This is a genomic window from Azospirillum ramasamyi, assembly GCF_003233655.1.
GTDB lineage: Bacteria > Pseudomonadota > Alphaproteobacteria > Azospirillales > Azospirillaceae > Azospirillum > Azospirillum ramasamyi.
Map to the genome: position 1 here is coordinate 49,099 of NZ_CP029833.1, position 20,634 is coordinate 69,732.

The window sequence follows — 20,634 nt, forward strand, 5'->3', positions numbered from 1 at the left end:
ACCGGGCGCGTCAGCGGAACAGCCCGGCCGTCTCCACCCATTCCCCGCCCAGGCCGAGCTTGAATTCGGTGACGCCCGGCGCATCGTCCGGGTTGATGCCGCCGAGGTCGAGCATGGTGACGCCGCGCGCCTTCAGCTCGGCGATGGCCCGCCACAGCACGAGCCGCATTGCGTTGCTCTTGCGGCCGGCCTCGCTCGACCAGCCGATCTGGTAGGTCGCCGCCTGCCCATGGATGAACAGCAGCGCCGCCGCCGCCGGTTCCTTTCCGGCGAGCGCCGTGATCATCAGCACGCCGCCGGCCTTGTGCATCGCATTGCGCAGCCGGACGATCAGCGGTCCCGAGGCGCTGCGGTATCCCTTGGTCTGCGCCTGCTTCTGGTCCTGGCGCGCCAGCCACGGCAGGTTCTGCGCCGCCGGATCGACATCGAGAACCAGCCCGGCCGACTCGGCATCCTTCAAACGCTTGCGCCATGAACCGGCAAAACGGGCGCGGATCGCCTCCAGGCTCGGCGTCAGGTCGATCCAGACCGTCTGATAGCCGGGGCCGATGCGGCGGAAGCCGCAACGTTCCAGCACAGCCGCCATCTCCGGCGAGGCCGGCAGCTCGGGCAGGAAGCTGACGCGGCTGAAGACATGGTTGGGGTATTCGCGCCGCAGCAGCGTCAACGCGGCCTCGACGACGTCCGGGGCGGGCGTGCCGCCGAACCACAGGGGCCCGCGGTGGATGTGGGTCTGGCGGAACAGCTTCAGCGCACGACGCTGCAGCACCTGCACCAGCCCGATCGGAGTCTCCCCCTCATGGATCAGGCCCAGACGCGGAACATAGCCGTGCGTCTTCGCCATCGCGCTCGCATAGCCGAAGCTCTGCGGCAGGGTCGAGCGCGGGATCGCGGCGTAATGCCGGCCCCAATCGCCGACGGTGCCCTCGTTCCACAGGATGGTGACGGCGGAATCCCCGATCTTCGCTGACGCGGTCATCGTTGGCGAGGTCATGGCGGAAGGCTCATCGGCGGTCGGGCCGCGGCTCGGGATCGTCCGGGCTGCAAGTCGCCGCGTCTCACCACAGCGTGTGCTCCAGCAGGATCTTGGCGCCCAGCCCGATCAGCACCACGCCGCCGGCCATCTCCGCCCAGCGCCCGAGATGCTTGCCGGCGGCGCGCCCGATCAGCACCCCGCCGAACGCCACCGCGAAGGTCACGGCGCCGATCAGCGCCGCTGTCGTCACCATGTCCACATCGACCATGGCCAGGCCGGCGCCCACGGCGGCGGCGTCGATGCTGGTGGCGACGGCGGTGGTCAGCAGGGCCAGCCACCCGGAACGCCCGCCGCGCACCGGACCGCAATCCACGTCGCCCTCATCCTTGCCGGCCACGACGGCGTTGCGCAGCATCGCGCCGCCGACCAGCAGCAGCAGGATGAAGGCGATCCAGTGATCGACCGATTCAACGAGGCTGGCGAAGGCGATGCCGACGCCCCAGCCGACCAGCGGCATCGCGAACTGGCAGACGCCGAAGGCCGCGCCCACGCGCATCGCCTCGGGCAGGCCGGCACGGTTCGAGCAGGCGCCACGGCCAAGTGCCGCGGCGAAGGAATCCATGGATAGGCTGAAGGCGAGCGCAAGGGACGTGGCGAACATGGCTATTCCCGGCCAGACAACTCAGTGGAACCGGACGGACTCCGGCTGGCCGCGGAGATGTCCGATCCACTGGTCTCGCCGGGTCGGCCCGCTGGCCGCCGTGCGCGCCATGGCGGTAACGGCCGGAGGCCGGAACCATCCAAGTCTGTTGACGCGAACCCCGCCCGGTCCGAATGCCGGCGGGTGGCTACTCCCCAATGACGGCGGAAGTCCTACAGAAGCTGGGGACTTCGGTCAAGCACCCGATTGCCGCAGGTGCGAGTTGCGGCCGCGCAGGTAGGTGGCGGCCACCGAGCGGTCGTCGCCCAGCGTCACCTGGATGAACAGCTCCTCCTCCAGGTCGCCGTCCACCGCCTTCATGCGATGTCGCATAGCCGGCGTCGCGGCGGGGTCGAGCACGACGAGGTCGGCCCAGCGTCCGGGCTCCAGGCTGCCGATCTCGTCGGCCATGCCCAGCGCCTCGGCATTGCCGCGGGTCATCCAATGCAGCGCCGCAAGCGCCGGCAGGTTCCGGCGCCGCAGCTGCAGCACCTTGTAGGCTTCCGCCGCCGTGCGCAGCATCGAATAGCTGGTGCCGCCGCCGACATCGGTGGCGATGGCGGTGCGCACCGGCCGCTCCGGCTTCGACAGGGCGTCGAGGTCGAACAGGCCGCTGCCGATGAACAGGTTGCTGGTCGGGCAGAAGACGGCGACCGACCCGCTTTCCGACAGCCGGGCCATCTCCGCTTCCGACAGATGGATGCAGTGGCCGAACAGCGAGGTCGGCCCCAGCAGCCCGAAGCGGTCGTAGACGTCGGTGTAGTCGCGGGCGCCGGGGAAGAGGCGACCCACCTCGGCGATCTCGTCGCCGTTCTCCGACAGATGGGTCTGCATGTGGACGCCGGGATGCTCGCGCAGCAGCGCGCCCGCCGCCTCCAGCTGCGCCTCGGTCGAGGTGATGGCGAAGCGCGGGGTGACGGCATAGCGCTGCCGCCCCTTGCCGTGCCAGCGGCCGATCAGGTCCTTGCCGTCGCGATAGCTGCTTTCGGCCGTGTCGGTCAGGGCGGGCGGGGCATGGCGGTCCATCATCACCTTGCCGGCGATCAGCCCGGCGCCGCGGGCCTCGGCCTCCGCGAAGAGGGCATCGACCGACTGCGGATGGACCGAGCCGTAGACCGCCGCCGTGGTCGTGCCGTTGCGCAGAAGCTCGTCCATGAAGAAGGCGGCGTTGGCGGCGGCGTGGGCCGGATCGGCGAAGCGCTGCTCCTCGATGAAGGTGTATTTCTCCAGCCAGTCGAGCAGCTGGGTGCCGTAGGAGGCGATGACCTGGGTCTGCGGGAAATGGATGTGGGTGTCGATGAAGCCGGGGAGCACCAGCTTGCCGCCGTGGTCGTCGACCGCCACCCCCTCCGGCACCCGGCCGCGCAGATCGGCCCAGTCCCCCACCTCCAGAATCCGGCCGTCGGCCCCGACCAGCAGCAGCCCGTCCTCGTGATAGCTCAGACAATCGAGATCCCCTGGCCCGGCCGGCGCCCGATGGAAGCTGAGCAGGCGTCCGCGGATGGCGGCGGCGACGGGGGCGGCGATGGACTGGTCAGACATGGGGATCCGGTTCGATGAGGAAACTCTGTGGGAGGGTTACTTAACGCCCCCGGACCACGCCGCCAACACCGCACGTTCCCGGGGCGTCATTCCGGTGATGTTGGCGGGGGGCATGGCGCTGCTGAAACCGGCATGCAGGCGGATCTGCTCGGCATGGCGGCGGATGCCGTCACCCTCCAGAACGACGCCGCGCGGCGGGGTCGCGATGCCCTCCCACACCGGCTCGGCGGCGTGGCACATGCTGCAGCGGGTGGCGACGATCTCCTCCACCTCGGCATAGCCGACCTTGACCGGCGCCGCGGCTGCGGTGTCGCCGCCGCTGCCGACGTCGGCGGGGCCCATGGTGCTGAGCCAGACGCAGGCCAGCATTCCGGCGGCGGCGACGCCCCAGGTCCACCAGGGCGTCGGCCTGCCGGCATGGCGGCTGTTGAAGAAATGACGGATCGCCGCGCCGACCACCAGCACCAGCGCGACCATCACCCAGTTGTAGCGGGTGGAGTTGACCAGCGGATAATGGTTGGACAGCATCAGGAAGACGACCGGCAGGGTCAGGTAATTGTTGTGCAGCGACCGCTGCTTGGCCTGCTTTCCCAGCGACGGGTCCGGCGTCTCGCCGCGCAGCATGGCGGCCACGGTCTTGCGCTGGTTGGGGATGATCAGCATGAAGACGTTGCAGGCCATCATGGTCGCCATCAGCGCGCCGACCTGCAGCATGGCGCCGCGCCCGCTGAAGATCTGCGTCAAGCCCCAGGCCGTCGCCACCAGCAGCACGAAACCGGCGGCCGCGAGCGCCCCGTCGTTGCGGCCCAGCGGCGACCTGCACATCAGGTCATAGGCGACCCAGCCCGCCACCAGCACCGCGACGCTGATCGCCACCGCCTGCCAGTGGCCGAGCGCCATCACGTCCTGGTCGATCAGGAGCAGGTCGGCGCCGCGGTAATACAGCACGCACATCAGGAAGAAGCCGCTGAGCCACGTCGCGTAGGATTCCCACTTGAACCAGGTCAGCTCCTCCGGCAGCTGCGGCGGGGCGACCATGTATTTGGTCATGTGGTAGAAGCCGCCGCCGTGGATCTGCCACGCATCGCCCGCCGTCCCGGACGGCGCCCCCGCCCGCTTGCGCAGCGAGGCGTCGAGATGGATGAAGTAGAAGGACGATCCGATCCAGGCGATGGCGGTGATGACGTGCAGCCACCGCGCCAGGGCGTTGATCCACTCCCACAGGATGGGCTCCATCGCGCGCACGCTCCTTCAGCTAAGGTCCGGGCAGTTCAGGGGCCGGGACCGGACTCTCCGGGTTGGAGTCTACGGCGAGTGTGCGGCTGCGGAAAACCATGCTCCTGTCCCAACAGCTTCAAAAAATGGCGAAAGATCGGGGATCGGCTCTGACCGGCGTGCTGGCCTTCACCCCGCCAGTGCCTCCGGTTCCTGAATTGCGCTGGGGCCGAAACCATGGCGCGAGCGGAAGTGGCGGAAATTTCAAGGACATGGCGGCAGTCGAGACCCGGACCGACAAGCGCCCCTGTCACCGCGCATGCGCTCTGTTCGCCCTGACTGGCTCATTTATTCAATGTTATCTCTTTTCCCCTAATCCCGGTATCCGGCTGCCCTCTTCGCCGGGATGGCGTCGATGCCGGAGAAAGCGGCGCCCCGCCGCAGCCCGGCTCCGCTCTCACCAACCCACCCATCACACCGCCGCCCCGGAGGCTGCCATGACCGCCACGCGAGATCCCTGGGACGACGGCCCGGACACAGGCCTGCTGGACGAGGAGCAGGTCTCCCTCCTGCTGGAACTGCTGACCGCCGAGGACTGGAGCGCCTCGCTGGACGGTTTCACCGACAACGGCCGCAGGACCGTCGACAGCATGATCGCCCAGGCCCATGCCGGAGAGCCGCACAACCGCACGGCCCACACGCTGAAGGGCACCGCGCTGAACCTCGGCGCGGCGGCGCTCGGCCGTCTGGCGAAGGAACTGGAACAGGCCGGCTCCGCCGCGGTCCTGGCGCAGGAGGACCGGCTCTACGACCTGCTCGACCGCTCCCTGGCCGCACTGCGCGCCTGCCGGCCTCAAACCGCCTGAACGAGCTCCGAATGGACGTCCGAACGGATAGGCGGGCGGCAGGACTGCACCGACAGGCAGTTCCGCCCTCCCACGTTCGGGCAGCCATGCGCGGCACAAAAGCCTTCCTGCGGCGTTGTACTTCCGGGACCACGACCAGAGAGGCGACATGACCCAGCTTGCGGACGATCTCGACCGGCCGACCGGCCTGCGGACCGACACCGGCCTGCGGACCGACAAGGTGCGCGCGACCGTGCGGGAACCCCTGATGGCCGCCGGCTTCCGGCCCATGGATCTGGGCGACGGCTGCCATGCCTGGTATCGGCGCTCGGACGACGGCAACCACGCGCTGATCTCGCACAACAACGCGTTGGACGGCGACCCGGCGGTCAGGGACTGGATCGTCGGCCAGTATGGCGAGCGCGGCGGTTTCGTCGAGGTCGGCGGCCTGCCGCTGTCCCGCGCGCTGGAAGGGGCGGACGTGCTGCCCTCGCCGGTTCGGCCGGACGGATCCATGGTGGAAGCCATCTATCCGTCCCTCCAACAGGCGCTTGATGATCTGGGGTGATAGTCCAGTCGCAGCTTGCGATTGCCCAATGGGTGATGACCAAGGTCAGGATGGACAAGCGGACGGCCGAACGGAAAAGCTCACGCCGGTTGCCGCATGGGATTCCCGTCCCCATCTGTAGCTTGACCATCGCCCAGACCCGCAGCGAGCCGCATGTCCATGGAAGCCGACCAGTCCAAGCCCTTGCGCATCCTGCTCGTGGAAGACGAGCCGCTGGTGGCCATGGCCATCGAGGATTCGCTTGAAGTCCAGAATGTCGGCGTCATCGGTCCGGCCGGTACGGTGGCCGAGGCGCTGGAACTGATCGCCAGGGGGGGAATCGACGCCGCCCTGCTCGACGTCTCGCTGCGCGGGGAGCGCGTCGACAGCGTCGCCGACGCGCTGAGCGCGCAGGGCATCCCCTTCGTCTTCACCACCGGCCACGGCGCCGCCGGCCTGCCGAAGGGCCATCAGGACCGCCCCGTCCTGACCAAGCCCTTCCGCGAGGTCGAGATGAACGACGCCATCGACCGCTACTTCCGCGGCGCCGCCTGACGGGGCATCGGCCTCGCCCCGCAAAACCTCAACCCGGAAGACTTCAACCCGGACGGCCGTCGGCGCGCGGCGCCAGCAGGACCGGGGCGTAGGCGACCAGAAACAGGGTGAAGGCGGCGACCCAGCCATAGCCCGACCATTGCAGCGCCGCCCACACCCAGTCCACCGGCAGCAGCGGCGAGACGGTGCGGGCGATCGCCGCGACCGTCAGCAGCACATAGGCGGCGACCGTCACCCGCGACACCACCAGCGGACGGCCGGTATGGCCCAGCGAGGCGCGGCTCATCACCGCCAGGATCAGTGTGGCGAAGGCGCCGACCGTCAGCGCATGGGTCGCTGCCGGGGCCGGCAGGTCGGCAAAAACCTGCAACCCGCGCAGCAGCAGCGCCACCGGCACCCACAGATAACCGACATGCAGGATCCACAGGATCGGCGAGCGCCAGGCCTTCCAGCCCTGCCAGCCGGCCAGCCGCGCGGCATGGGCCACGGCGGCGGCAAGCGCGATCAGCCCGGTGACCGCCGACTCCGGCGCCGCAATCGTCGCCGGGAGCAGCGCCAGCGTCAGGACGAGGGCCGCCCGCTCCACCGGCGGCCAGGACCGCACGCCCCGCCCCGCCTCGCCCAACCCGTTGCGGGTGAATGCCGGCAGGATGCGCCCGCCGATCACCGTCACCATCATCAGAACGATGCCGAGGCCGAGCGCGAATCCGGCCCCCGCCCCGCCGTCCAGCCGGCCCAGCCAGTCCAGATGGATCAGCAGGTCGGCGGCTGTCAGCAGACCCAGCAGGACCAGGAAGGCGCTGTTGCGCCACTTGCCGGCGGCCACCAGCGGCCGGGCGAGCGCGAAGCCGAGCGCCGGCAGGAAGGCGATGTCGATCACCGCCGCCACCGGTTCCGGCACCCCGGCCCAGGGGAAGACGGCGACGCGGCCGGCCATCCACAGCGCCGCGAGCGCCATCAGCGGCGCGCCGGCCACCGCCCTGGTGCCGGTCCAGCTCGGCACCGCGGTCAGCAGGAAGCCGGCGACGGCGGCCACCACCATGCCGAACAGCATCTCATGCCCGTGCCACGCGCTGGCGCCGACGGCATGCTGCGGCCATTCCCCGGTCGCCAGCACGCCCAGCCATGCGCCCAGCAGGCCGACGGCGGCGATACCGCTGAACAGGAAGAAGAAGCGGAAACCGTATTGGAACAGGATCGGGATCGCGGGGCCGTCGTCGCGGCCGGCAAGACTGGATGAGGACATGAACGGGGACTCCCCGGAAAGGGTGCTGCGGTGCAGGATCGACCGACAGCGTGTGCCTGGCCCCCCGCCCCTGCCTTGACGAAAGTCAAACGCGTTCGCAAGCTCGTCCCCCGCGCCCTTTTCCTTTTAGGCCCATGCCCCGTCCCGACAGCCTGTCCCTGCGTGAGGCCCGCCGCGTCGCCATCGCGGCCCAGGGCTTCGCCAACACCGCTCCCGAAGACGCTTCAACCGCCGCTGCGGTGGAGGCCCGCCATGCCCGGCGCATGATCGGCCGGCTGGGGCTGGTGCAGATCGATTCCGTCAACGTGCTGGTCCGCTCCCATTACCTGCCGCTCTTCTCACGGCTGGGGCCGTACGAGGCGGTGCTGCTCGACCGGCTGGCCTATGGCGGCAGGCGGCGGGCACTGTTCGAGTATTGGGGCCACGAAGCCTCGCTGATCCCGGTGGAGCAGCAGCCGCTGTTCCGCTGGCGCATGGCGCGGGCCGAACGCAACGAAGGCATCTACGGCGGGCTGGCACGCTTCGCCGCCGAGCGCCGCCCCTACATCGACTCGGTCCTGGCCGAGGTGGCGGCGCGCGGACCGATGGGCGCGTCCGAACTCAGCGAGGCCGGGCGCGGGGCCGGCGGCTGGTGGGGCTGGAGCGACGGCAAGCAGGCGCTGGAGTATCTGTTCTGGGCCGGCCTCGTCACCACCGCCGGGCGGCGCGGTTTCGAGCGGCTCTACGACCTGCCGGAGCGGGTGCTGCCCGCCGCCGTCCTCGACACCCCGACGCCGGAGGAGGCCGAGGCCCAGCGCGCCCTGCTGCGCATCGCCGCCCGCGCCCATGGCGTGGCGACCGAACGCGACCTGCGCGACTATCACCGGCTCGACGTCGCCGACGCCCGCCTGCGCATCGCCGAGCTGGTGGAGGCCGGCGAGCTGCTGCCGGTGACGGTGGAGGGCTGGGAGCGCATCGCCTACGTCACTCCCGACCTGCGGGTTCCGCGCAAGGCGCCGGCCCGCGCCCTGCTCTCCCCCTTCGATTCGCTGATCTGGGAGCGGCAGCGCACCGAGCGCCTGTTCGGCGCCCGCATCCGGCTGGAGATCTACACCCCCGCCCACAAGCGGGAGCATGGCTATTACGTGCTGCCCTTCCTGATGGAGGAGCGCATCGCCGCCCGCGTCGACCTGAAATCCGACCGCAATGCCGCCGCCCTGCTGGTCCGGGCCGCCCACGCCGAACCCCACGCCCGTCCCGAAACCGTCGCCCCGCCCCTGGCGGCGGAACTGCGGCGGCTGGCGGGCTGGCTGGGGCTGAAGCGCGTGACGGTCTGCGGCGGCGGCGATCTGGCCCCGGCCCTGGCGGCGACCTTGCAGTGGACCGGCGCCGACGCTCCGCTCACTCCAGATGGTCCAGAGGCAGCCGGGTCTCGAACTTGACCTCCTTCAGGGTGACGCTCGATTTGACGTGCGACACCGCGGGGATGGAAAAGATGCGCTCGCTGAGGAAGCGGCCGTAATCCTCGGTGGTGGGCACGACGATGCGCAGCAGGTAGTCGGCATCGCCGGTGACGGCGAAGCATTCCAGCACCTGCGGCATGCCGGCGATGGCGGTCTCGAACTGTTCGACCGCGTTCTCCTTGTGGCGTTCCAGCGTGACATGGGCGAAGACGCATTCGCCGAGCCCCAGCTTGCGCGGGTCGAGCTGGACCGTGTAGCGGCGGATGACGCCGATGTCCTCCATCGACCGCACGCGGCGCCAGCAAGGGGAGGCCGACAGGCCGACGGTGTCGCCCAACTCCTGCATGGTCAGCCGGGCATTCTCCTGCAGGGCCGCCAGGATGCCCTTCTCATGCCGGTCGAGCTTGATCGTCGCCAATTCCGCCTCTCTTCGATCCGTGCCGGAAACCATCACCCAAAGGAACATATGCCGGGCGGGCGGCGGCTGCGAGTCCCCCGCATCGCAACCAATCGGCCCCTCCGGTGTTCTCCGGTTGGGCAGACGCGGGAGGAAGAGTGTGTTCGACTGGATCGTCAGCATGGTGGAGCAGACCGGCTATCTCGGCGTGGCTCTGCTGATGTTCGCGGAGAACCTGTTTCCGCCCATCCCATCGGAGCTGATCCTGCCGCTGGCCGGCTTCACCGCCGCGCGCGGAGACCTGAGCCTTCCCCTGGTGGTGGTCGCCGGCACGGCCGGCGCCCTGGCGGGCGCGCTGTTCTGGTATGCGATCGGCCGCTGGGTCGGCTGCCGCCGGCTGAAGCACTGGGCCGAACGCCATGGCCGCTGGCTGACCATCAGCCCCGAGGAGGTCGACCAGGCCGCATCCCATTTCCGGGAACATGGCGGGCGGGCGGTGCTGATCGGCCGGATGATCCCGGCGGTGCGCACGCTGATCTCCATCCCCGCCGGCGTGTCGGAAATGGCGCTCGTGCCCTTCCTGCTCTACACCACCGTGGGCACCGCGATCTGGACGACCTTCCTCGCCGCCGCCGGCTATCTGCTGGAGGACCGCTATCAGCAGGTTTCCGGCTGGCTGAACCCGGTGTCCAACATCGTCATAGCGGGCATTTTCCTCTGGTACGTCTACCGGGTCGCCACCTTCGGCCGGCGGACGGCCAAGCAGCCGGCGGAATAGCCGGCTCCGCGTCCGCCCCTAGGAATTCCGCCCAGAGGAAAATTCCCCGGCCCCGGCTGGACGGCGCCGCGCCCCGCATGCTCTCCCTGACGGGTCCGACCGCCAGCGGGAGCATCAGCCCATGACTTCCACCCCGACCGTCATCCTCGTCCACGGCGCCTTCGCCGACGGCTCCTCCTGGGGCCGGGTGATCCCCCGCCTGCAGGCGGAAGGGCTGGCGGCGGTCGCGGTGCAGAACCCGCTGGTCTCGCTCGACGACGACGTCGCCCATGTCCAGCGCGCCATCGACCGGACCAAGGGGCCGGTGCTGCTGGTCGGCCATTCCTGGGGCGGGGCCGTCATCACCCAGATCGGCGAGCAGGAGCGGGTGAAGGGGCTGGTCTATGTCGCCGCCTTCGCCCCCGATGCCGGACAATCGCCGAACGACACACTGAAGCCCTTCCCGCCCTCGGCCGGCCTGTCGGGCGTCTCGGTCGACAAGGGCCGCTTCCTGACCCTGACGCCGGAAGGGATGGCCCGCAACTTCGCCCAGGATCTGGGCGCCGAGGATGCCGCCCTGCTGGCCGCGACCCAGGGGCCGGTGGCCGCCGCCTGCTTCGCCACCCGCGTCACGGCCGCCGCCTGGAAGACCAAGCCCGCCTGGTACATCGTCGCCACGCAGGACCGCATGCTGCCGCCCGACTTCCTGCGCGCCACCGCCGCGCGCATCGGCGCACGCAGCGTTGAGGTCGAAAGCGGTCACGCCCCCCACCTGTCGCGCCCCGACGCGGTGGCGGCGGTGATCGTCGAGGCGGCGCGCGCGGCGGTCTAGACCCCGTTCCGCAGCGCCCCCGGCGTGGTGCCGCGGCGACGGCGCAGGCTGCGGGTCAAGGCGCTCTGATCGGAGAATCCAACCGCCAACGCCACCTCCGCCAAGGACAGGTCGCCGGCGCGCAGCAGCGCCTCCGCCCGGTCCAGCCGCAGCTCCGCCAGCCGGCGGGCCGGGGTGGTGCCGGTCTGCGCTCGGAAGCGTTCGTGGAAGCGGCTGGGCGCCAGCCCGACCGCGGCGGCAAGCTCCGCCACCGTCAGCGGCTCCTCGCACCGCTCCGCCATCAGGGTCAGGGCGCGCGCCACCGGATCGTCCGGCACGGCGGGCGTGGGACGGCGCGATTCGAGGGCGCGCAGCAGCAGCCCGGCCGCATGGTGGGCCAGCACCGGGTCGAGCGGCCGGTCGGCCGCCTCCGCCGCCAGATACCGCACCAGGCCATCCAGCGCCGCGTCGATGGGGAAGAAGGCGTCGCAGGCATGCGCTGCGGCCTCCGGCACCAGCCCGCCGGCCGGCACGTCCAGCACGACGAAACGGTTGGTCCCGGCGCTGCGGAAGCTGTGCGGCATCCCGTCCGCCACCAGCACGCCGCGCCCCTCGCCCACCCGACCGCGCGCCCCGGCAACCTCCATGTCGAGGATACCGGCGACGGGCAGGACGATCTGATGATGGTCATGCGTGTGCCGCCGCTCGAACCCGTCATAGCTGCGGGTGCTGACGCTCGGCCGATGCGGGGACGCCACGCCGTCGGACTCCTGGCGATCGGGTTGGGGCGGCCATGCTACGCCGTCGGCCCCGGGGCGTACAGCCACAGCTGCGGAGCTTTCCGCCGGAGAAGCGGTCAATCCCGGCCGGAGCCCCGGTCAAGACAGCATGCCGTCCACCGGCTATGGTCGTCCGATCCGCGCCAACCGACCGATCCCCATCATGCCCGCTCCCTCCGCCGCCGCCATCCGGCCCGCCCTGCCCGACCGCCGGTCCGTCAACCGCGCCACCCTGGTCGGCTTCACCGCCATCCTGATGTGGGCGACGCTGGCCCCGCTGGCGACGCTGGCCTCGATGGTGCCGCCGTTCCAGCTGGTGGCGACCTCCTTCCTGCTGGCCTTCCTGGTCGGCAGCGGCTGGACGATGCTGCGCGGCGACAACCCCTTGCGCTATTTCCGCCAGCCGCCCGCCGCCTGGGCGCTGGGGGTGGGCGGGCTGTTCGGCTTCCACTTCCTCTATTTCATGGCGCTGCAGGCGGCGCCGCCGGTGGAAGCCAACCTGATCAACTACCTGTGGCCGCTGTTGATCGTGCTGTTCTCCGCCCTGCTGCCGGGGGAGCGGCTGCGGGCGTGGCATGTCGGCGGCGCCGTCGCCGGGCTGGCGGGCACCGCGCTGCTGATCGCACGCGGCGGGAGCGGCGGCCTGGGGAGCGGACTCTCCATCGATCCGGCGCATCTGCCGGGCTATGCCGCGGCCCTGGGCAGCGCCGTCACCTGGGCCGGCTATTCGGTGCTGCGCCGCCGGCTGGGCCAGATCGGCGAGGCGCCGACCGACGCCGTCAGCGCCTTCTGCCTCGCCACAGCGCTTCTGTCGCTGCTCTGCCATCTGGCACTGGAGCAGACGGTGTGGCCGGAGACCCTTGCCGGCTGGGGAGCGATGCTGCTGCTGGGTCTTGGCCCGGTGGGGGCGGCCTTCTTCGTCTGGGACTTCGGCGTGCGCCACGGCGACATCCGGGCGCTGGGGGCGCTGTCCTATCTGGCGCCGCTGCTGTCGACCCTGCTGCTGGTCCTGTTCGGCCTCGCCCCCAATTCGGGGATCATCTGGGTGTCCTGCGCCCTGATCGCCGGCGGCTCGCTGCTCGCCAGCAAGGATCTGCTGCGGCGGAAGTCCCCTTAAGCCTCCGCGCCATGCGCCGCGGCGGCGACATCCTGGCGGGCCCGGTCGCCGGTCGCCAGGCCGTTGAAGTACCAGTTCAGCGCCACCGCCGTCAGGGTGCCCAGCAGGATGCCGCTGTGCAGCAGCGGCGACAGGAAGGACGGCATCTGCGAGAAGAACTTGTCCGACACCAGCAGGATCAGCCCGACGCCGATGCTGACCGCCACGACGATCAGGTTCTCGCGCCGGTTGGCGTAATCGACCTGGGACAGGATCCGCACGCCGGTCGCCGCGACCATGCCGAACATCACAAGCCCGGCGCCGCCCAGAACGAAGGCCGGCACCGACGCCACCACATGGGCCAGCTTCGGCAAGAGCCCCAGCAGAAGCAGGATCAGCCCGCCGGCCGCGCAGACCCAGCGGCTGCGCACGCCGGTCACCCCGACCAGCCCGACATTCTGCGAGAAGGACGTGTAGGGAAAGGTGTTGAAGACCCCGCCGATCACCGTGCCCAGCCCGTCGGTGCGCAAGCCCCGGACCAGATCCTCCCGCGTGACCGGGCGGCCGACCATGTCGCCGACGGCCAGGAACATGCCGGTCGATTCGATCATCACCACGATCATCACCAGAGACATGGTCAGGATGGCGATGGGGTCGAAGACCGGAAGGCCGAACTGGAAGGGCCGGACCGGCGCCACCCACGGCGCCTCGGCCAGACCGTTGAAGCTGACCATGCCCAGCGCCATCGCCAGCACCATCCCGGCCACCAGACCCAGCAGAACCGCGACGTTGCGGACGAACCCGCGGCCATGCTTCATCAGCGCCAGGATCGTCACCAGCACGAAGGCGGCGACGCCCAGGAAGGCCGGGTCGCCGAAACGCGGATTTCCCACACCGCCGCCGGCCCACCCCACCCCGACCCGCATCAGCGAGATGCCGATGATGGCTATGACGCTGCCGGTCACCACCGGCGGGAACAGCCGCAGCAGCCGGCCGACCAGCGGTGCCGCCACCATGGCGAAGATGCCGGACCCGATCACCGCGCCATAGATCCCCAGCAGGCCCAGCGACGGGTTGGCCGCCATCGCCACCATCGGCCCGACCGCGGCGAAGGTGACGCCCATCATGATCGGCAGCCTGATGCCGAACCGCCAGAACCCGACCGCCTGGATCAGCGTGACCAAGCCGCAGACGAAGAGGTCGGCGTTGATCAGCATGGCGATCTGCTCCTTGGGCAGCTTCAGCGCCCCGCCGATGATCAGCGGCACCGCGACGGCCCCGGCATACATCACCAGCACATGCTGCAGCCCCAGCGCCAGCAGCCGCCAGGGCGGCAGAATTTCGTCGACGGGATGGGCGGCTGTCCTGCCGTCGGCGCTTGACGTGTCGGTGGCGCTTGACGTGTCGGTGGCGCTTGACGTGTCGATTGCGCGTGTCATGGCGCTGGCCTCGCTGTCCTGTGGTGCGGCGCTGCGATGCATGGCCCATGCCGCATCGCAGCGCCGCGTCCTGCATGGCCGATACCGAACATGCCTGCACAAGTCCTGTGCATCTTCCGACGGAGGCTGCCCGCGCAGGTGGCAAATCCCACGCGGTTTTTTGCCGCGCCGGGTGGAGACCGCAGTGGAGGCTGCGGTATTCGTTAACGATCCGCGGGTACAGTCGCTGCAATCTACCCCTTTCGCGCAACCCGAACAGAGCGTCGCGATGAGCAAGTCGATCGAGGGTGTATCCAACTGGATGCACATGTTCCGTTGGATCGTGAAGCTGATCCGCGACGAATACGGGGTGGACGAAGCTCTGCTGACCCGGAATGCGACGCTGGAGACCGACATCCAGCTGTCGATCGACCAGGTTGAACAGGTTCTGGAATACATCTCCGAAAGCTTCGGCATCCGTTTCCCGGAAGGGACGCTGGACGAGCTGGTGAAGCTGGAGGAGCTTTGCCTCTTGGCGAGCTGGATCAAGGGCTATTACAAGCGCCCCGAATTCATCTCCGACGAGTTCGAAGGCCGCTGCCGCGGCATCAACGAGATTGCCGCCTAGAAATGACCGACCAGACTTCTCCCTATCCGCCCGGTTTCATTTGGGGCGTTTCCACCTCCGCCTACCAGATCGAAGGTGCTGCGGCCGAGGACGGGCGCGGCGCCAGCATCTGGGACGTCCGCTGCCGCACCCTGGGCGGGGTGATGAACGGCGACACCGGCGACGTGGCCTGCGACCATTACCACCGCATGCCGGAGGATGTGGCGCTGATGAAGGGGCTGGGCGTCGACGCCTACCGCTTCTCGGTGTCCTGGCCGCGGGTGCTGCCGCGCGGGCGCGGTGCGGTGAACGAGGCGGGGCTGGACTTCTACGACCGGCTGATCGACCGGCTGATGGAGGCGGGGATCGAACCCTGGCTGTGCCTCTATCACTGGGATTTGCCGCAGGCGTTGCAGGATCCGGGCGGCTGGTCCAGCCGCGACTGCGCCGGCTGGTATGCCGACTATGCCGCGCTCTGCGCCCGGCGCTACGGCGACCGGGTGAAGCGCTGGATCACCTTCAACGAATTCTCGGTCTTCACCCTGTTCGGCTACGCCATTCCCTGGGCCGCGCCGGGGATCGTCGACCGGGCTCAGCATCTGCGCGCCATCCACCACGTCAACCTCGCCCATGGCGCCGGGGTGGACGTGCTGCGGGATCTGGTGCCCGGCGCCTCGATCAGCGCCATCCACAACCGGCAGGTCGTGATCCCCGAGACCGATACGCCGGAAAACCGCGCCGCGGCCTCGCTGCTGGACGAGCATTGGAACCTCGTCTTCTGCGACCCGCAGATCCTCGGCCATTATCCGCCGCAGACAGCCGCCGCCATCGAGCCCTACGTGCAGGCCGGCGACATGGCCCGCATCGCCCGGCCGGTGGACTGGTTCGGGCTGAACCATTACGGCCCGATCTTCGCCAAGGCCGACCCGGCCCGGAGCTGGGGTTACGGCTGGGGCGACGCGCCGCCCGATTCGCCGACCCACGGCGTCGGCTGGGCGATCTTTCCCGACGCCTTCCGGGACGAGCTGCTGACCATCCAACGCCGCTACCGCCTGCCCATCGTGGTGACGGAGAACGGCTGCGGCGGCAGCGACACCGTCAGCCCCGACGGCGCCGTCCACGACCCCCACCGCATCAACTACCTGACCATCTACAACGCCGCGATGCGCGACGCGATGGCCCAGGGCGCCGACGTGCGCGGCTATTTCGTCTGGTCGCTGCTGGACAATTTCGAATGGGGCAGCGGCTATGGACAACGCTTCGGCATCGTCCATGTGGACTTCCAGACCCTGGCCCGCACGCCGAAGGACTCGGCGCGCTGGTATGCGGAGCTGATCCGGTCGGCGAAAGCCTAAAGCGAGTTTCCATTCGCTTCAGCTTCAGATGACCTCATTCGCCGGTCGGGCTTCGGCCGCATGAGCGGCCGGGGCCGCCGTCGCGGTCCAAAGCAGATTGCAATCCGCTTCAGCGCCGCCGCACCGCCGCACACACGGCTTCCGCCCCGTCCGGCACCTCCACCCGTGCGGCACCATCGCGCAGGAGCAGGCTGTGCCCCTCGGGAACCGGCAGGGCGTCCGCGCCATCGGGGATGACGGTCACGGTTCCGGCCAGGGCGTGGAACAGCACCACGTCGCCGGCGGCACGGTCGGCGGCCGGACCGGCAAGCAGGGTCAGGGCGCCGGTGGCCGACGCGCGGTCGAGCATCAGATTCACGTCGCGGATCGGACCGGCGGTCGGTTCGCACCACACCTTCGCCTCGCCGGGAAAGGCGAAGGCAGGGTCCAGTCGGCGCCGTTCGACCGGCGGGGCGCCATCGACGGACAGGCGCATGCCGTCGCCCTCCACCACGGCGATCAGGCGGTCATAGCCGGGAAAGGCCGAGAATGGACCGGGCTCGACGACGTCGGCGATGCTGACCCGCCAAAGGAAGCGCCCATCGGAAGACGGGCCGGCAGTCGGGCCGGCAGTCGGCTCCACCGCCAGTTCGGTGGTGACGCCGCCGCCATTCTTCCAGGGAACGCGGCGGTGATCGGCGGGGTTCAGGAGGGTGAGGCTGGGCAAGGTCGGGCTCCGGCGCGGATGAACTCCGCACCGTCATAGCACAGCCGGCGCCGATGCTTCAGACGAAGAGCCGCAGGCGAAGAGCCTCAAACGAAAAGGTTGAAGCTGCCCATGAGCTTCTGCGTTCCGGTCTGGCCGGTGGGGATCGAGTTCAGGCTGCCGATGGCGCTGTTCAGCCCGTCCAGCGTCGCCTGCTGCCCGGTGGTCAGCGCCAGGCCGGTGTCGCCCTTGGCCGGCGCCTGGGCCACGGTGTCGTAATCCTTGCTGTAGTTCCCCATCACCACCTGCAAGGCGTAGTTCTTGGGATCCTTGTCGGACTGCCCCTTGTCGCGGGTGATGCGCAGGGTGTAGTCGCCCTTGTCGACCGTCAGATTGCCGGCCTGCAGCTTCTTGAAGGAGTCGTAATTGTCGCCGGACTTCGGATCGCTGTCGGCCATCACCCGGCCAAGCCGGTTCATCAGCTGGACGCGCACGCCGTCGTCGCCGACCTGGCCCATGGTCATCTCACCCTTGGTGGTGACCTTGAACTTGTAGAAATCGACCTTGTCGTTCGCCGCCAGCGTGCTGGCGACGTTCAGGCGGGTGGTGTTCTTGGCGAGCACGCCGATGTCGGTGGCGCCGGCCGTGCTGGTCAGCGCCGACTTCCTGACCGTCTTGGAAAATTCCTGGACGTCGCCGACGGCCTGGTTGCTCTGCGACTTCCTGATGGCCTCGACCGCGTTCTTGATCGACGCGTTGAGGCCGGACACCATAGAGCTGACGCTGGAGAGAGCATCATCCGCCATGATCCGTCATCCTTCTTCCGATCCGACCAAAACGCCCAAATCCGAACGAGCGGATCCGGACGCCGCCGAGAGGTACCCACAATGGTGCGGCCGGCTGCGCCGCCACCCGGACACGTCTGCCCTAAGGAAGTATACGACAACAGCCGGCGGAACATAGGCAGGATTCGTGATTTTTTTGGTCCAAAGCTGGGATTATCGGTCCGCACGCCATGGGCGGCGTCCCCGACCCCCCGCTCAGGATCGCGGCTTTCCCATTGTTTGCGGGTTCGAAACGGATTGCGCGGCGGCGGCGGCGGTCAGTGCCGCAGTCTGCGGGGCCGACTCGGGAGCGGCCGGCTCGTCGGCCGGGGGGCAGTGGGGCGGCTGGGTGGGGCCGGTGACGACATCGAAATCGAACATGACAACCTCTCTTGCGGATGATGAGGCCGCCCGGATCGCCCGTGTTCGGATTTTGAGGATGTGCAGCCCATCAAGGGCCGAGGTCACAAACGCGAAAGCCGCCGCGGGTCGGTCCGGGCGGCTTCGGGAATGAGCGACAGATGCGCGTTCCTAGGCCGCCGGACGAAACCAGCGGCCAAAATATCGGGAGCGTCCGGAGGACGCGATGGAAAGCGCCTGTTGCATGACGGCGACCATAGCGCGCGGCCGCCGCCCTGCCAAGCGGCATTTTCGCCGACTAGCTTGCCTTAAAACTAGCTCGCCTTGCGTTCGCCCAGGGTGTCGGCGACATAGGCGTCGCGCTGCCCCATCGGCCGGGCCGGCCGTCCGTCGCGGCTGGTGGTGTCGCGGGCGGTCTGATGCTCGATCTCCGCATTCAGCTCGGCCCCCAGCAGCACGACGTAGGAGGTCAGGTTGAACCACAGCAGCAGCACCACGACGGCGCCGACCGACCCGTAGGTCTCGTTGTAGCTGCCGAAATTCGACACGTAGATGGAAAAACCCAGGGACCCCAGCAGCCAGACCAGAGTCGCCGTCGCCGAACCCCAGGTGACCCAGCGCCATTGCGGCTCCCGGCGGTCGGGGGCGTAGCGGTAGAAGACGGCAAGCCCCAGGATGATCGCCACCGCCAGGATCGGCCAGCGGGCAAGGCTGGCGATCCAGCCGATCGGCGTGTCCTGCAGCCCGATGATGTTGATCGCGGCCGGCACCGCGACGATCATCACCATGGCGACGATGACGAACAGCAGGCCTGCCACCGTCAGGCCCATCGACAGCAAGGCCAGCTTGATGAAGCCCCGCGTCTCCTGCTCGCCATAGGCGATGTTGAGCGCCGCCACCAGCGAGTTGGTGCCGCGCGACGCGCTCCACAGGGTCAGCAGCAGGCCGAAGATCAGGCCGAAACCCAGCCCTTCCGACGGGGCCGTCGCCACCTTGCGGGCCTGGTCGCTGACGATGGACAGGGCTTCCGGCGGCAGCAGCCCGCCCATCTGGCTCAGCTGGTTCTCGATCATCGCCGGATCGGCGACGAGACCGTAGATGGAGACCAGCGCCGCGATGGCCGGGAAGATGGCGAGCAGCCCGTAATAGGCGACGCCCGCGGCCAGCATCGACACGTTGTCCTTGCTCTGCTCGTCCCACACCCGCAGCAGGATGTCCTTCCAGCCTTTTGCGGGAATGTCGGATGGGGTTTCCGCCGACCGGCCCCGCCCGCTCCGGCTCCCGCCGCGCGCGTCATTGGCGGCGTAGCCGACCGCACGGTATTCGTTCACACGGTTCCGGTGCTCGTAGTAATGGCGGCGGCTCAACCCCAGCATGACCCGCCCTCCTCAGACCACGGCTTCGCGCAGCGCGCCGACACGGTGGCGGGCGGTCTCCACGGCATGGAACTGGGCGCCGATGACGACCTGCAGGTGATCGTCGGGCGCATCGCGCAGGGCATCGCGGAACAGGGCCAGCGTGCCGTCCAGACCGCTTTCCAGCCGCGCCAGCAGGTCGCCCCGCCCGGCCGATCCGCCGACGCCCGCCACGACGCTGCGCGCGCTCGCCTCCGCCAGGCCATGCAGGGGCGACCAGACCCGGCCGCCATCGCCCGCCGTCTCGATCCAGCCGCCGCCGTTGCGCAGTTCGTCGTCCAGCGCCATGGCGCTGCGGTCGAGCTGGTCGGCCAGGGTCTCCAGGCGGGAGGACAGCGCCGGATCGGCGATGGTCATGTCGGCGCGGCGGAAGGCTTCCGACCCGTCGCGGCAGGCAGCGATCAGGTCGGTCAGCAGATGCCGGCTGCGCGGATCCAGATGCCGGCCGTGGGGATCGTAATCGTCGAATTCGGTGGTGGCCTCCGGCGTGCGGGCGACCGCCCAGGCGAGCCAGAGAGCGCCGACGCCCATCAGCGCTACGGGGATCGGATTGGCGCGGACGGCACGGGCGATGCGGCCGGACATGCCGTCGCCGCCGCCCTCGATGACGTCGCGCACCACCTGCACCACCCCGCCGGACATCTGGCCGGGAGACAGGCGGAATTCGATCTCGTCGATCACCGCATCCATGCGGGCGCGGATCGACTCGATCTCATGTTCGATTTCCTCGGGCCGGCGATTCTGCGCCGCTGTCGCGGCCCCGGCAGCGGCCGCGCGGTCGGAGGGAACCGACGTGGATGGAGCGGCGGGCGGAATGGCGTCGTTGTGGTTGGTCATGCCGGACGTCTCCTGTGGGGGCTGCCGGCTTGCAACAGCACGGGGAGGCGATTGTTCCAGCCTGACCTGCACAGGCAAAGGGCCGGAACGCTTCCCTCCCGCCCCGTCCTTCAAGAGACGATTCCGCTGCCTACCATCAGGCAAGCCGGGCTGCATGGTGCGGTTAAGGCTAAGTCCCACGGAAGGATTCAGCCCGGCCAGGGCCGGCGCACGGGATCCGCCCCG

General features: G+C 69.5%; 22 protein-coding genes and 1 riboswitch. Of the genes, 9 read left to right on the forward strand and 13 right to left on the reverse strand.

Going from position 1 to position 20,634, the window contains the following annotated elements; all coding sequences use genetic code 11:
- Positions 1-10: 10 nt before the first annotated feature.
- From DM194_RS22445 to DM194_RS22460, 4 genes are all read right to left on the reverse strand, one after another.
- Positions 11-994, reverse strand: a complete 984-nt coding sequence (locus tag DM194_RS22445) for a lipid II:glycine glycyltransferase FemX (protein WP_246024591.1) — start codon at positions 992-994, stop codon at positions 11-13.
- 64 nt (positions 995-1,058) lie between these two features.
- Positions 1,059-1,637 (reverse strand): manganese efflux pump MntP, encoded by a 579-nt coding sequence (locus tag DM194_RS22450; protein ID WP_111069807.1) that lies wholly within the window; start codon positions 1,635-1,637, stop codon positions 1,059-1,061.
- Between the two features lie 81 nt (positions 1,638-1,718).
- A riboswitch (yybP-ykoY riboswitch) is annotated at positions 1,719-1,845 on the reverse strand.
- A gap of 26 nt (positions 1,846-1,871) precedes the next feature.
- Positions 1,872-3,218, reverse strand: coding sequence for a guanine deaminase (guaD, locus tag DM194_RS22455; protein WP_111069808.1), 1,347 nt, complete (start codon positions 3,216-3,218; stop codon positions 1,872-1,874).
- Between the two features lie 36 nt (positions 3,219-3,254).
- Positions 3,255-4,454 (reverse strand): urate hydroxylase PuuD, encoded by a 1,200-nt coding sequence (locus DM194_RS22460; protein WP_111069809.1) that lies wholly within the window; start codon positions 4,452-4,454, stop codon positions 3,255-3,257.
- Positions 4,455-4,930: 476 nt separating this feature from the next.
- Between DM194_RS22460 and DM194_RS22465 the strand changes: the two genes are divergently transcribed.
- From DM194_RS22465 to DM194_RS22475, 3 genes are all read left to right on the forward strand, one after another.
- Positions 4,931-5,299, forward strand: coding sequence for an Hpt domain-containing protein (locus DM194_RS22465; RefSeq protein WP_246024592.1), 369 nt, complete (start codon positions 4,931-4,933; stop codon positions 5,297-5,299).
- Positions 5,300-5,447: 148 nt separating this feature from the next.
- The gene (locus DM194_RS22470) at positions 5,448-5,846 is read left to right on the forward strand and encodes a hypothetical protein (RefSeq protein WP_111069810.1); all 399 of its coding nucleotides are present in this window, start codon (positions 5,448-5,450) and stop codon (positions 5,844-5,846) included.
- A gap of 153 nt (positions 5,847-5,999) precedes the next feature.
- Positions 6,000-6,380: a response regulator gene (locus DM194_RS22475; RefSeq protein ID WP_425457323.1), complete on the forward strand. Its 381-nt coding sequence runs from the start codon at positions 6,000-6,002 to the stop codon at positions 6,378-6,380.
- Between the two features lie 43 nt (positions 6,381-6,423).
- On the opposite strand, the gene DM194_RS22480 is transcribed toward DM194_RS22475, so the two are convergent.
- On the reverse strand, positions 6,424-7,626 hold the full coding sequence (locus tag DM194_RS22480) for an NnrS family protein (protein ID WP_111069811.1): 1,203 nt from the start codon (positions 7,624-7,626) through the stop codon (positions 6,424-6,426).
- 134 nt (positions 7,627-7,760) lie between these two features.
- Here DM194_RS22480 and DM194_RS22485 point away from each other — a divergent pair, with 134 nt between their 5' ends.
- Complete coding sequence (locus DM194_RS22485; RefSeq protein ID WP_111069812.1) at positions 7,761-9,047, forward strand: winged helix-turn-helix domain-containing protein; 1,287 nt, start codon at positions 7,761-7,763, stop codon at positions 9,045-9,047.
- Here the strand turns inward: DM194_RS22485 and DM194_RS22490 are convergent.
- On the reverse strand, positions 9,007-9,414 hold the full coding sequence (locus tag DM194_RS22490) for an Lrp/AsnC family transcriptional regulator (RefSeq protein WP_246024615.1): 408 nt from the start codon (positions 9,412-9,414) through the stop codon (positions 9,007-9,009). The genes DM194_RS22485 and DM194_RS22490 overlap by 41 nt on opposite strands.
- A 211-nt stretch (positions 9,415-9,625) precedes the next feature.
- Between DM194_RS22490 and DM194_RS22495 the strand changes: the two genes are divergently transcribed.
- Together DM194_RS22495 and DM194_RS22500 are read left to right on the forward strand one after the other, a co-directional pair.
- A complete protein-coding gene (locus DM194_RS22495) occupies positions 9,626-10,243 on the forward strand; it encodes a DedA family protein (RefSeq protein WP_176581486.1) in 618 nt (205 codons plus the stop codon).
- A gap of 121 nt (positions 10,244-10,364) precedes the next feature.
- Positions 10,365-11,054: an alpha/beta fold hydrolase gene (locus DM194_RS22500; RefSeq protein ID WP_111069813.1), complete on the forward strand. Its 690-nt coding sequence runs from the start codon at positions 10,365-10,367 to the stop codon at positions 11,052-11,054.
- Here the strand turns inward: DM194_RS22500 and DM194_RS22505 are convergent.
- Entirely contained in the window at positions 11,051-11,791 is a 741-nt protein-coding gene (locus DM194_RS22505) for an AraC family transcriptional regulator (protein WP_246024593.1), read from the reverse strand. The genes DM194_RS22500 and DM194_RS22505 overlap by 4 nt on opposite strands.
- A 184-nt stretch (positions 11,792-11,975) precedes the next feature.
- Between DM194_RS22505 and yddG the strand changes: the two genes are divergently transcribed.
- A complete protein-coding gene (yddG, locus tag DM194_RS22510; protein ID WP_111070270.1) occupies positions 11,976-12,929 on the forward strand; it encodes an aromatic amino acid exporter YddG in 954 nt (317 codons plus the stop codon).
- Here the strand turns inward: yddG and DM194_RS22515 are convergent.
- The gene (locus DM194_RS22515) at positions 12,926-14,347 is read right to left on the reverse strand and encodes a nucleobase:cation symporter-2 family protein (RefSeq protein WP_246024594.1); all 1,422 of its coding nucleotides are present in this window, start codon (positions 14,345-14,347) and stop codon (positions 12,926-12,928) included. The two genes, yddG and DM194_RS22515, sit on opposite strands and share 4 nt — an antisense overlap.
- Positions 14,348-14,615: 268 nt before the next feature.
- Between DM194_RS22515 and DM194_RS22520 the strand changes: the two genes are divergently transcribed.
- Entirely contained in the window at positions 14,616-14,954 is a 339-nt protein-coding gene (locus DM194_RS22520; RefSeq protein ID WP_111069816.1) for an acyl carrier protein, read from the forward strand.
- Positions 14,955-14,956: 2 nt separating this feature from the next.
- Positions 14,957-16,288, forward strand: a complete 1,332-nt coding sequence (locus DM194_RS22525) for a GH1 family beta-glucosidase (protein WP_111069817.1) — start codon at positions 14,957-14,959, stop codon at positions 16,286-16,288.
- A gap of 109 nt (positions 16,289-16,397) precedes the next feature.
- Here DM194_RS22525 and DM194_RS22530 read toward each other — a convergent pair whose 3' ends face one another.
- The 5 genes from DM194_RS22530 to DM194_RS22545 form a co-directional block, all read right to left on the reverse strand.
- Positions 16,398-16,994 carry a HutD/Ves family protein gene (locus DM194_RS22530; protein ID WP_111069818.1) on the reverse strand — a complete coding sequence of 199 codons (597 nt, stop codon included), beginning with the start codon at positions 16,992-16,994 and terminating at the stop codon, positions 16,398-16,400.
- 86 nt (positions 16,995-17,080) lie between these two features.
- Entirely contained in the window at positions 17,081-17,779 is a 699-nt protein-coding gene (locus DM194_RS22535) for a hypothetical protein (protein WP_246024595.1), read from the reverse strand.
- 234 nt (positions 17,780-18,013) lie between these two features.
- A complete protein-coding gene (locus tag DM194_RS28310; RefSeq protein WP_162630172.1) occupies positions 18,014-18,178 on the reverse strand; it encodes a hypothetical protein in 165 nt (54 codons plus the stop codon).
- 293 nt (positions 18,179-18,471) lie between these two features.
- Positions 18,472-19,533 carry a YihY/virulence factor BrkB family protein gene (locus tag DM194_RS22540; protein ID WP_111069820.1) on the reverse strand — a complete coding sequence of 354 codons (1,062 nt, stop codon included), beginning with the start codon at positions 19,531-19,533 and terminating at the stop codon, positions 18,472-18,474.
- A gap of 12 nt (positions 19,534-19,545) precedes the next feature.
- Positions 19,546-20,409 carry a DUF3618 domain-containing protein gene (locus DM194_RS22545; protein ID WP_111069821.1) on the reverse strand — a complete coding sequence of 288 codons (864 nt, stop codon included), beginning with the start codon at positions 20,407-20,409 and terminating at the stop codon, positions 19,546-19,548.
- Positions 20,410-20,634: the final 225 nt, after the last annotated feature.